The sequence below is a fragment of the Streptomyces sp. NPDC044719 genome, from assembly GCF_056433405.1.
Genome location: NZ_JBWKHE010000005.1, coordinates 639,380 through 652,230 on the forward strand (window position 1 = coordinate 639,380; position 12,851 = coordinate 652,230).

3 protein-coding genes are annotated in these 12,851 nt (G+C 73.6%); 2 read left to right on the plus strand and 1 reads right to left on the minus strand.

Going from position 1 to position 12,851, the window contains the following annotated elements:
- Positions 1-26 precede the first annotated feature (26 nt).
- Entirely contained in the window at positions 27-1,382 is a 1,356-nt protein-coding gene (locus AC07DF_RS23065) for an MFS transporter (protein WP_478974307.1), read from the plus strand.
- On the plus strand, positions 1,342-11,997 hold the full coding sequence (locus tag AC07DF_RS23070; protein WP_478974310.1) for an amino acid adenylation domain-containing protein: 10,656 nt from the start codon (positions 1,342-1,344) through the stop codon (positions 11,995-11,997). Before AC07DF_RS23065 ends, AC07DF_RS23070 begins: the two co-directional genes overlap by 41 nt.
- Positions 11,998-12,054: 57 nt before the next feature.
- On the opposite strand, the gene AC07DF_RS23075 is transcribed toward AC07DF_RS23070, so the two are convergent.
- Positions 12,055-12,849 (minus strand): hypothetical protein, encoded by a 795-nt coding sequence (locus tag AC07DF_RS23075; RefSeq protein ID WP_478974313.1) that lies wholly within the window; start codon positions 12,847-12,849, stop codon positions 12,055-12,057.
- Positions 12,850-12,851: the final 2 nt, after the last annotated feature.

Genomic DNA, 12,851 nt, shown 5'->3' on the forward strand with positions numbered 1-12,851 from the left:
GCCGGGTTGAGGAGTTGGTGACGGGGGTGGACTTAAGGTTCCGGTCCCTGGTGGTCGCGCACGCCGTGTCGGCCTACGGGACCTACCTGAATCTGATCGCGCTCAGCCTGTTCTCGTACGAGGTCACCGGTAGTGCCCTGGGCGTGGGCGCGGTGATGGCGGTGCGGCTGCTGGCCGGTGTCACGGCCGGTCTCACCGCCGGGGCCGTGACCGCCGGGCTCACGCGCCGGACCCTCATGGTGGCGACGGACCTCGCCCAGACCCTCGCCATGGTGCTGCTCGCCCTCTGGGCGTCGCGCACGCCGCTGTGGGTGCTGCTCGGGGCGGTGGTCGTGCTGGGCGCGGGGAACACCTACTTCAACGTCGCCCTGCGCAGCGCGGTTCCGGTCATGGTCGGGCAGCACGACCGCGCCCGGGCGAACGGGGTGCTGGTCACGGCCCGGTCCGCCGCCACGGTGCTGGGCTTCGCGTCGGCCGCGCCGGTCATCTCCCTCGGCGGTTTCGGCGTCGCGTTCGGGGTCAACGCGGCAAGCTTCGCGGTGTCGGCGGTCGCTGTGCTGGCGCTGAGGCCGCGTACGGACGACCCTGCGGAGGGCGACCCGCCCTCGGGGGACCCGCCCTCCGGGGACTCGCCCTCCAGAGACTCGTTCTCGAGGGATTCGCAGTCGGGGGAACCGCAGTCCCCCGGCGCCGGCAGGCGGCTGCGGCGCCGAGTGGCGGGCCTCGCGGGCCCGTTGCTCGGCCTGATCGCGCTGCGGGGACTCGACGCGCTGGCGTCCGCGTCGCACAACGTCGCCCTGCCACTGGCGGCGCACGCGGCCGAGCCGTCCGATCCGGCGGTGTTCATGGCCCGGTTCTGGGCGGCGTGGGCGGTGGGCACCCTCCTCGCCCACCAGGTCCTCAAACGGCGGTCGCACGGGACGTCCTGGGGCGAGCGCGCGTTCGCCGTCGGCACCTGCGCGATGTCGTTGTGCTTCGTGGCCGCGTTCACCGGACCGCCCGCCCCGGCCCTGATCGCGGCGGCCGTGGCGGCCGGGTTCGCGGACGGCTGGACCGAGATCGTCTACACCTCGCGCCTCCAGGCGGCCCCCGACCGGCAGCGCGGCCGGCTGTTCGGACTGTCCGCCACCGCCGAGCAGTCCGGGTTCGCCCTGGGCACCATCGCCGCCGCGGCCGCGCTCGAGGCCCTGCCCGCGCTCGCCGTCGTGGGCGTCTTCCACGGGGCGGCGGCGTGCGGGGCGCTGATCCTGCTGCTGCTCACCGTCCGGCGGCGCGACGCGCGTAGAGACCAGGACCACTCCGACCGATCGTCCACCAGCGGGGAAAAGGAAGAGGACACGCATGGAACGTCTACAGGGGCACGCCCTCTGCCGGGGCCCTGAGCCCGAGCGCACCGAGGCCGATCCGGTCGACGCCGTGCGGGCCCTGCTGAGCGCCGCCCGCTCCGCTTCCGGCGGAGCCGTCGTCACCGTCGCCGCCGACGGCACGACGACCTCGCGGTCGTATCCCGAACTGCTGGACGCGGCCCGCCGTATGCTCGCCGGTCTGCGCGCCCACGGGCTGCGGCGCGGCGACACGGTGGTGCTGTGCGGGCTGCCCCTGGCCGAGTTCTTCCCCGCCTTCTGGGCCTGTGTGCTGGGCGGTGCCCTGCCGGTGGCCATCGCCGAGCATCCCGCGCCGGGCTCCCCGGCCTTCGAACGCATGCGGCAGGCCTGTGCGTTACTCGACCGGCCGCTGGTCCTGACCGACGCGCCCGGCGCCGCGGTGCTCGCCCACGCCACGCACGCACCGCGCGTCGCCCTCGCCGGGGACTGCCTGAACGCCCCGGCCAGGGACGCCGACGACGACCCTCTCGAGCCGGACCCGTCCGACACCGCCCTGCTGATGCTGTCCTCGGGCAGCACCGGCGTACCGAAGGCGGCGCGGCTGACGCACGCCGGGCTCGCCGACTTCGCGGCGAGCAGCCGGCGGATCCTCGACGTCCGCCCGGACGACACCATGGTGAACTGGCTGCCGGTCGACCACAGCGGCGCCTTCCTGCTCTACCACCTGCTCGCGGTCTTCACCGGCTGCACCAACGTCCACGCGCCCACCGAGCACGTGCTCACCGACCCGCTGCGCTGGCTGGACCTCCTGCACGAACACCGGGCGCGGCACAGCTGGGCGCCCACCTTCGCCTACCGGCTGGTCGCGGACGCGCTCGCCGAGCGGCCCGACGGCCACTGGGACCTGAGCGGCCTCAAGTCCCTGCTGTGCGGGGGCGAGCGGGTCGTGCTGCCGGTGCTGCGCCGCTTCCTCGACGCCACGGCCCCGTACGGGGTGCGCGAGGAGCACATCGCCCCGGTGTGGGGCATGGCCGAGACGGTCACGGCCGTCACCTACGGCCGGCTCGACCGGCCGGGGACCGTGCACCGCCTGCTCAAGAGCAGCCTGGGCGGGGACCTGGTCCCCGCCGGTGCGGACGCACCGGACGCCGACTGCGTCACCTTCGTCGCCTCCGGCTCACCCGCGCATGGCGTCACCCTGCGCATCGTCGACGACCACGGCGACCTCGCCCCGCCGGGCCGCATCGGCCGGCTGCAGGTCCACTCCCCCGCGCGGCTCACCCCCGGCTACGTCGACAACCCCGAGGCCGACGCCGCGGCCTACCCCGCCGGGCGGGACTGGCTGGACACGGGCGATCTGGCCTTCCTCGACGGCGGCCAGGTCGTCATCACGGGCCGGCGCAAGGACCTGATCATCCTCAACGGCCACAACGTGTACTGCCACGAGGTGGAGGAGACCGCGACCGCCGTCGACGGCGTCCGGCAGGGCGAGATCGCCGCCTGCGGCATCCCGCACCCGGAGCGGGGCACGGAGGAACTCGCCGTGTTCTTCGTCAGCCGCGGCGCCCCCGAGGACAAGCGGATCACCGCGGAGCTGAAGGCGGCACTGTTCACCCGCCTCAGACTCACCGCCGCGTACGTCCTTCCCGTACCGGCGGACGAGTTCCCGCGCACCCCGGCGGGCAAGGTGCGCCGCGCGGAGCTCCAGAGCCGGCTGCTGGGCGGGGGCTTCAGCGCGGCCCCCGACACCGAGGCGGTGACCCGGGCGGTGCGGGAGGAACTGGCCGCGGTGCTGGGCCACCCGGCCGACGCCGACGTTCCGTTCTACGAACTCGGTCTGACGTCCGTACTGCTGGTGCGCCTGCGCAACCGGCTGTCGGAGCGCCTCGGGTCTGCGATCGCGCAGACCGCGTTCTTCGAGCACCCGACGGCCAGGGCGCTCGGGACGCATCTCGCGGGCGGTTTGCAGGCAGCGGCCGCCCCGAGGACGAAGCCTGGCTCCCCGGACTCCCCGGACCAGCGGATCGCCGTCATCGGACTGTCGCTGCGCTTCCCCGGCGCGAACTCGGCGGAGGAGTTCTGGGCCAATCTGCGGGACGGCGTGGACAGCGTCCGGGTGTTCGGCGCGCCGCAGCCCATGGCATCCGGCCACGTGCCCGTCGCCGGAGTCCTCGACGGCGTCGAGGAGTTCGACCCGGACTTCTTCGGGCTGAGCCCCAAGGAGGCCGGGCTCACGCATCCCGCGCACCGGCTGTTCCTGGAGTGCTGCCACCAGGCGCTGGAGGACGGCGGCCACGCGGCGACCGCGCCGGGCGTCAGAATCGGGGTGTTCGCCGGCTCGGGCATGCACCTCTACGACCACCAGCAGCCGTCCGTCACCGGCTCGCCGTACGACCCGGCCGACCCGGCCGCCGGAATGCAGACGGCCATCGGGCAGGAGCCCGACTTCCTCGCCACCCGGGTCGCCTACCGGCTCGGTCTCACCGGCCCGGCCATCGGTGTGCAGACGGCCTGTTCCACATCTCTGGTCGCGGTGCACCTGGCGGCCCAGGCGCTGCTGACCGGCGAGACGGACCTGGCGCTGGCGGGCGCGGCGGCCGTGCATCTGCCCCAGGAGACCGGCTATCACAGCCACCCCGGCTCCATCCTGTCCCCCACCGGACGCTGCCGTGCCTTCGACGCGGAGGCCGACGGCACGGTCGGCGGCAACGGCGTGGCCGCCGTCCTGCTCAAGCGCCTCGACCGGGCGCTGGCCGACGGCGACACCGTGCACGCGGTGATCCTGGGCTCAGCGGTCAACAACGACGGCGCCGCCAAGGTCGGCTTCAGCGCCCCCGGGGTCGAGGGACAGGCCGACGTCGTACGGCAGGCCCTGCGCAGGGCCGACGTACCCGCCGGGACGATCTCGTACGTGGAGGCGCACGGCACGGGAACACGGCTGGGCGACCCGGTGGAACTCACCGCGCTGGCCCGGGTGCTGGGCGAGGACGCGGGGCGCTCGGGTCGTTCCGGCGGTTGTGCCGTCGGCTCGGTGAAGCCGAACATCGGGCACCTCGACAGCTGCGCCGGAATGGCCGGGCTCATCAAGACGGTCCTGATGCTGCGCCACCGCACCCTGGTGCCGACACCGCATCTGAACCGGCCCAACCCGGAGCTCCCGCTGGCCGGCAGCCCGTTGACGCTGGCCACGGAGCTGCGGCCCTGGACGGTGCCGGACGGTGTGCCCCGCCGGGCCGGGGTCAGCGCGCTGGGCGTCGGCGGCACCAACGCCCATGTGGTGCTGGAGGAGGCCCCGCCCGCTCGTCCCCGTTCCGCCGAGGAACTGCCGGTCCTGGTCCCCGTGTCGGCTCGCGACACCGAGGCCCTCGCCGAGCTCACGGCCGGACTCCGCGAGCGGCTGCTGGCCCGGCCCGACCTCCCGGCCGCCGATGTGGCCGCCACCCTGGCGCTCGGCCGGCCGCATCGCGCGGCACGCACCGCGGTGGTCGGCCGTACGGCCGGCGAACTCGCCCGCGCGCTGGAGGAGGACGACCGACCCGAGATCTCCGAGGCCTCCCGTCCCGCTCCGGTCGCCTTCGCCTTCGCGGGCCAGGGCAGCGCCCGCCGCGGCATGGCGAGCGGCCTGTACGCCACGCACCCGGCCACGCGGGACACGCTCGACCGCTGCGAGAAGCTGTACGCGGGGGATTTCGGCGGGAGTCTGCTGGAACCCCTGCTGTCCGCCCCCGGTCTCGCCGGTCGCAGCGCTCTCGTGGGTCCCTCTGTGGAAGACGGCAGCTGGCCCACCGAGACCGCGCAGGCCGCCCTCTTCGCCCATCAGGCGGCGCTGGCGGACGCCTGGCGGGCTGCCGGAATACGCCCCGGGCTGCTGCTCGGCCACAGCGTCGGCGAGTACGCCGCCCTGTACGCCGCCGGCGCGCTGACCTTGAAGGACGGGCTGCGGCTCACCGCCTGGCGGGGGCGCCTCATGCAGGCCCGCTGTCCGGCCGGGGGCATGCTCGCCGTCCGGGCCGACCGGGCCACCGCCCGACGGGTCGCGGACACCGCCGGTGCGGAACTCGCCGCCGTCAACGGCCCGCGCGCCCAGGTGCTCTCGGGCCCGCCGCAGGCCCTGAGGGAGGCGGCACGACTGTTCGACCTGGACGGCCTGCGCTGGCGTGCGCTGCCCGTCGACCGGGCGTTCCACTCCGCTGACATCGACAGCGCCCTGGACGAGTTCCGGACCCGTGCGCGCGACGTGAGGTACCGGCCGCTGCACACCCCCTTGGTGACCACGGCCGACGGCGAGACGCGCCCGGCGGGCTGGACGGTCGACGTGGACTACCTCTGCCGGCAGGCCCGGCAGCCGGTCCGCTTCGACCTCGCGATGGACACGGCCGTCGAGCAGGGGTTCCGGGACTTCGTGGAGATCGGCGCCGGGCGCACCCTCACCGGGCTCGGCCGGCACTGCGTTCCCGACAGTCGCTGGCTGAGCGGACAGGGCGAAGGGGACGGGGCCGCCGAACAGGCGCACGGTTTCCTGACGGCGCTCGGCTCGCTGTACCGCAGGGGCGCCGACCTGGACTGGCGGGCGCTCCTCGGGGACGACGCCGGCCGGGTACCGCTCCCCGGGCATCCCCTGCGGCGGAGCAGGGTGCCGTATCGGTCCGAGACGCCGGTGGCAGTACCCGAGAGGCCCGAGCCGCGCGCCGATGAAGCCCATGAAGCCCATGAAGTCGGTGAAGTCGGTGAAGTCGTAGACGCCATTCGGCAGTTGACGGCGGACAAGCTGGGCCGCTCGACCGCCGACGTCACCCCCGACAGTTCCTTCTTCGAACTCGGCGCCGACTCGCTCTCCCTGATGAGCATGACGACGGAGCTGGAACAGCGGTACGGCGTCCGCGTCCCGGTCCGGGAGGTGTTCGACTCGGCCGACACACCGCGCCGGCTGGCCGAACGGGTCGCGCGACTGCGAGGCGACACGCCCCCGGTACAGGAGCCTGTGGCCGAGGACCCACCGGCGGCGCCCGCCGCTCCCCAGGAGGTCTCCCCGGACCTCCACGCCCTGTTCGGTCAGCAGCTACGGCTGGCAGAGCAACTCGTGGACCAGGTCGGCGACATGATCTCCCGCCAGCTGGACGTACTCGCGGCGGCGCCCGTCACCACGACGGCACCTGCCCAGCCGCCGGTACCCGTGGCCGAGCCCATCCTGGCCCCCTCCCTCTCCCCCTCGCACTCGGAAACGTTCGACTTCAGCCTCTACTTCTTCGGCGACTACCCCGAGCACACCGACCACGACAAATACGGCCTGATCATGGCCGCCGCCGACTTCGCCGACCAGCACGGCTTCCACGCCCTGTGGTTCCCCGAGCGGCACTTCAACTCCTTCGGCGCGCTCTTCCCCAACCCCTCCGTGCTGGCCGCGGCCCTCGCCGCCCGGACCAGCCGGGTCCGGCTGCACGCCGGTTCCGTCGTGCTGCCGCTGCACCATCCCGCCCGGGTCGCCGAGGAGTGGTCGGTCGTCGACAACATCTCCGGCGGCCGGACGGGCCTGTGCTTCGCGAGCGGCTGGCACGCCACCGACTTCGCGCTCGCCCCGCAGCACTTCGGCCGGCACCGTGAGGTGATGTACGAGCACCTGGCGGCCGTACGGCACCTGTGGTCGGGGCAGCCGATGCGAACGACGGCGGGCGACGGCACCCCGGTGGAGGTCCGCCTGCATCCGCGCCCCGTGCAGGAACGGCCGCCGATGTACGTGGCAGTCGTCGGGAACCCGGACAGCTACCGCCGGGCGGCCGCCGAGGACCTCGGCGTGGTCACCAATCTGATGACGCAGACGGTGGAGCAACTGGCCGAGAACATCGCGCTGTACCGGCGCTGCCGTGCCGAGCACGGTCTGGACCCGGCGGCCGGGCGGGTCGTGGTGCTCGTGCACACGTATCTGGAGGACGACGCGGAACGGGCGCGGGCCGAGGCGTACCGGCCGTTCCTGTCGTATCTGCGGTCCTCCCTCTCCCTCTTCGACCAGGTCACCAACAGTCTCGGCTTCCAGGTGGACCTGGAGAACACCCCGGAGGAGGACGTGGAGTTCCTCCTCGGGCGCGCCTACGAGCGTTACTGCGACTCCCGCGCGCTGATCGGCGACGAGCGGACGGCGGCGGAGACCGTGGGGCGGCTGCTGGCGGCCGGAGCGGACGAGATCGCCTGCTTCGTGGACTTCGGCGTACCGAGGGAGAAGGTGCTGGCGGCGCTGCCGGTGCTGGACCGGGTGAGGCGGACCACGCCCAGGACGGCGGCGCGGGCCCTGCCCGAGCCCCGCCTGCCCGAGCCCCGCCGTACGCCCCGCACCCCTCTCACCCCGGCCCAGCGCCGTATCTGGTTCCTGGAGCAACTGCACCCGGGCACCGCCATGTACCACGAGCCCAAGGCGATCCGTCTTGACGGCCCGCTGGACGTACCGGCGCTGCGCTGGGCGCTGGACCGCGTAGCCGACCGGCACCCGGCGCTGCGCACGGTCTTCGGGGACACGGCCGGTGTCCCGTACCAGGAGATACGCGACCGTATGCCGCTCGACTGCCCGGTGGAGGACCACACGGGATCGACGCAGGAGGAGGCCCTGCGGGCGACGCTCGCGGCGGACCACGGACTCGACCTCGCCTCGGGCCCTCTGGTCACGGCCCGGCTGCTCCGGCTGTCCCCGGACCACCACCTGCTCTTCCTCATGGCGCACCACATCGTCTTCGACTCGTCGTCCACGGCCGTACTGGCCCGCGACCTGGCCGCGTACTACCGCGCCCGGCGGGGCGGAGGTTCCGCACCGGGGTCGCTGCCCGAACCGCCGGCGGCCGCCGGGCCGGATCCCGCCTCGCTCGACTTCTGGCGGCAGCGCCTCGGCGGCGCACCGGAGCTGGCCCTGCCCACCGACCGGCCCCGTCCGCCGGTCAGGTCGGGAGCGGGTGCGAGCCTCACACACTCTCTCGACGGGGAACTCGTAGGCGGTCTGCGGACATTCGCCGCCCGCCACCGCGCCACTCTCTTCATGACGCTGACCGGCGCGATCGGCGCGGTTCTTGGCCGGTTCAGCGGTCAGCGTGACGTGGTGATCGGCACCGCGGTCGCCGCGCGTCCTGCCGGGGCCGAGGACCATGTGGGCCTGTTCCTCGACACCGTGCCGCTGCGCCTGGACCTCACCGGGGACCCGGACTTCCCGGCCCTGCTGCACCGGGTCCGCGAGAGCAGCACCTCGGCGTACGAACACAGTGGCGTCCCCTTCGACGAGCTGGTGGGAGCGCTCAACCCGCGTCGCGACCCGGGCCGCAATCCGCTGTTCCAGGTGATGGTGGAGTACGAGAACGAGGGCGAGGCCCTCTTCGACCCGCCGAGTCTGACGGCCACGCTGCTCGACGTGCCGAGCGCCCGCGCCCCGTTCGACCTCAGCGTCTACCTCACCCATTACGCGGGCGGCGTCCGGTTCATGGTCGAGTACGACACGGCCCTCTTCGACGAGGCCACGGTGCGCCGTTTCGTGGACTACGTCGAGCAGGTGCTGCGCCGCGCCCTGGCCGCGCCCGAGGCGCCCCTGCCCGAACTGACCGCCCTCACCGCCGCCGACCGCGAGACCCTGGCCCGCTGGGAGCAGCCGCCCGGCGTGGCCGACGCGGCGTCCCCGGGCACCCTGCACGGCCTGTTCGAGCGGCAGGCCCGCCACACCCCGGACGCCGTGGCGCTGATCAGCGGGGATCAGCGGCTCTCCTACGCGGACCTGGACGCGGCAGCCGACCGCCTCGCCCGGCAGCTCCGGGCCCGGGGCGCGGCACGCGGGGAACGGGTGGCGGTGCTCCTGCCCCGCGGCCCGCACCTGATCACAGCGCTGCTCGCGGTGCTCAAGAGCGGGGCGGCGTACCTCCCCCTCGACCCGTCCCTCCCCGCCCCCCGTCTCTCACTGCTGCTCACCGACGCCACCCCTGTCCTCCTGCTCACCTCCGAGGCCGCCCTCACCGCACACCCGGATCTGGCGACAGGGCTGCCCGTCCAGCGGGTGGAGCAGGTGGACGACACCCTGGTGGACGACACCAACTCCACCGGGCCCGTACCGGAGGGAGCCCGCCCTGAGGACCCGGCGTACTGCATCCACACCTCGGGCTCGACCGGCCGCCCGAAGGGCGTCATAGTCCCCCACCGGGGCCCGGCGAACCTGATCCAGGGGCACCTGAGCCGCCACCCGGCCCTCCGCACCCTGCAGTGGACGTCACCGGCGTTCGACGTCAGCGTGCAGGAGATCTTCACGACGCTGGCCTCGGGTGCCGCACTGGTCCTCGTCGACGACGCCGTACGGCACGACCCGGCGGCGGTGGCCGAGGCGGTGCGCCGCCATGAGGTGCAGCGGATGTTCATGCCCTGCACCCCGCTGAAGTACCTGATGGAGACCGCCCCCGAACTGCCGTCCCTGCGCGAGCTGTTCTCGGCCGGTGAGGCGCTCCAGCTCACGGCCGCGTTCCGCCGCTTCCTCGCCGCGCACCCGCATTGCGCGCTGTACAACCAGTACGGCCCCACGGAGACCTCGGTCATCGTCACCTCGCACCGCGTCGACCCGGACGGCGAGGAATGGCCGCCGATCGGCACCCCGGTGCCGGGAGCACGCGTCCTGCTGCTGGACGGCACGGGCCGGCCGGTGCCGGTGGGGGCGGTCGGCGAGATCCATGTGGGCGGGACGCCGGTGGCGTACGGCTACCACGACCGCCCCGCCGAGACCGCCGCGGCCTTCCTCGACGACGGCACGGGCGGGGTGCTGTACCGCACGGGCGACCTGGGCCGTCTGCGTACGGACGGCACCATGGACTACCTGGGCCGGGCGGACGACCAGGTCAAGATCCGCGGCTACCGGGTCGAACCCGGCGAGATCCAGGCGGCGTTGACGGCGCTGCCGGCCGTCCGGGACGCGGCGGTCCTCGCCCGCCGCGACCGTCACGGCGACATGGAACTGGTCGCGTACGTGGTCCTGGTTCAAGAGGCCTCCTGCCACTCCGTACGAACGGCACTGGCAGCCGTCCTCCCCGACCACCTGGTGCCCCGCCGCTGGGTGCCCCTGGACCGCCTCCCGGTGAACGCCTCGGGCAAGCTGGACCGGACGGCCCTGCCCGAGCCGGGCGACGGCTCCGGCGAGGACCCGGACGCCACGCCGGCCACGGCCCTGGAGAAAACGCTGCACGACCTGTGGTGCGAGGAGCTGGACACGGACCCGGTCCCGGTCACCACGTCGTTCTTCGAACTCGGCGGCCACTCCCTGAGCGCGATCAGGCTGCTGAACCGCATGCGGGACGAGGCCGGCGTGGACCTGACGATGGCCGGCTTCTTCCTGGATCCGACCATCCGCGGCATCTCGACACGCGGCGACGCGACACGTGGCCGTGTCGTGGACACCGCACCGATGCCGTCCACCCTGCGCCGGCTGTGGCGCCGCCACCACGCGCGCACCGACCCGAGCGTCTACAACATCGCCCACCGCATGGACCTGCGCGGCGAGGTGGACCCCGGCACCCTGCACCGGGCCCTCACCGGCCTGGTGGCCCGTCATCACGCCCTGCGCAGCCGCTCCGTCCGGCGGCAGGACGGGGAGTACGTGGTGGAGGTCCTGGCGGAGGTCCCGGTCCCGCTGCCGATCACCGACCTCACCGGGGCGTCGGCGGACACGGTGGACCGCTGGTGCGAGGAGCAGGTGTCCGCTCCCTTCGCGATGGACCGGGCCCCGCTGCACCGCTTCCGCCTGGCGAGGGTCGCCCCGGACCACTGGATCCTGGTGACGGTCTTCCACCACGCGGTCTGCGACGGCTGGTCCCTGGGCGTCATCCGGCGCGACCTGGCGGAGCTGTACAACGCCCAGCGGGCGGGAAGGGTCCCTCAACTACCTGGCGAGGTGTCTCAGTTCACCGACTTCGCCCGGTCTGAATACGGACTCCCGGACGAACGCAGAACGACCCTGGAACGCTTCTGGCGCACGGAACTCGAAGGCATCCCCCTGCGCCCGTCCCTCCCCTACGACCACCCGCACCCCGGCACGCTGTCCGGCCGGGGCGCCCTGCACACCTGGGTCATCGCCGACGACACCCCCGCCCTCCTGGCCGACACGGCGACCCGCCTGGGCACCACCACGTACACGGTCCTCGCGGCCCTGTTCGCCAGGTGGCTGGGCGACCTGTGCGGCGAGGGGAACGACATCGTCCTGGCGGCGTCGAGCGCGAACCGTGTGCGGCGCGACCGTTCGGAGATCGTGGGCCTCCTGGGTGATGCCGTGTTGCTGCGGGCCCGACTCGGCGAGGCCGGGACCTTCGCCGACCTGGTCGCGCAACTGGGATCCTCCCTCTTCACGGCCCTCGACCACCAGGAACTCCCCCTGACGGACGTGGTGTCCCTGGTGTCACCCGACCTGAAGGGCGGCCTGTTCCCGACGGTCCTGTTCACGGTGATCACCACGGAGCCACCGGCCCTGGACCTCCAGGGCGTGTCGGCTTCCGTACAGGCCCTCCCCGTCCATGGCGTGGCCCGAAACGAGCTGTACGTGGTGATCGCCCCGGAGGCCGACCGCATCACGGTCACCTTCGAGTACTCGACTGACCTGTTCACCGGCGAGAGCGTCGAGGCTTGGGCGAGGTCCTTCACCGAGGCACTGAGGTCGGCGGTGGACGCCGGGCCCTGATGGGGCGCTGTCGCAACGGATGCAGGGTTGCCCTTCGCTGAGGTGTCGGAGCCGCCTTCACAAGGCGTCCACCGCGCTCACCTTCCACCCCTCGTCCGTACGTTCCATCGTCATCCGCACCCGGTTCAGGTCCACTCGGGACCCCGAGACCTGGGTGCTCTCGGTGACCTGGTTGACGAAGAGCAGGACCACGACCTTGTCGGGGGAGGCCGAGACGACGGAGGCGGCCGGGGCGGCGCCGGAGGCGGGAGCGGCGACCGTGGCCTTCACCACGCCGTGGTACTTCTCAGCCGTCGGGGCGACCACGGTCCTCGTGGTCTTGCCGTACTCGTCGCGGAAGTCGCCGGTCAGGTGGGCGCGGGCCGTCGAGAAGTCCTGGTCCAGGTGGCGGTAGTCGTACGACAGGACGATCGGCGCCGCTTTCCGCGCGGCCGCGAGCGCCTCGGTCCGGGCGGTCTCCGTCAGGCGGCCGTCGCGGTACTGCCATCCCAGGGCGGCGAGCGCGACCAGGCCGACGACGAGCAGGACGGCCAGGACCGAGGTGAGCAGCCTCCTACGGCCGCCGGGGCCGCGCTCGCTCCGGTCGTGCGGGCCGTCCTCCTCGAACGACTCCGGCGACGGCTCCGGCGGGTCGTCCCAGCCGTCCTTCGGGGCCTCGATGAGGACGGTGCGTCCGGCGAGTGGCAGCTCGGCCCGGTCCGGGGACTCCTCGCCGGTGGCCGTGGCCGTGGCCGTCGCCGCGCCCGCTGCGCGGTGGCCGCGCTCCGCGCGCTTGGCGGCCGCGCGGGCGGCCGCCGTCATGGTGCGGCGGGTGCCGGGACCGGGGGCGCGGCCGGTGGTCGTCTTCGGCATGG

Coding starts and splice junctions, on each gene's coding strand:
- AC07DF_RS23070 (WP_478974310.1), top strand. CDS start 1,342: ATGGAACGTCTACAGGGGCACGCCCTCTGCCGGGGCCCTGAGCCCGAG.
- AC07DF_RS23075 (WP_478974313.1), bottom strand. CDS start 12,849: ATGCCGAAGACGACCACCGGCCGCGCCCCCGGTCCCGGCACCCGCCGC.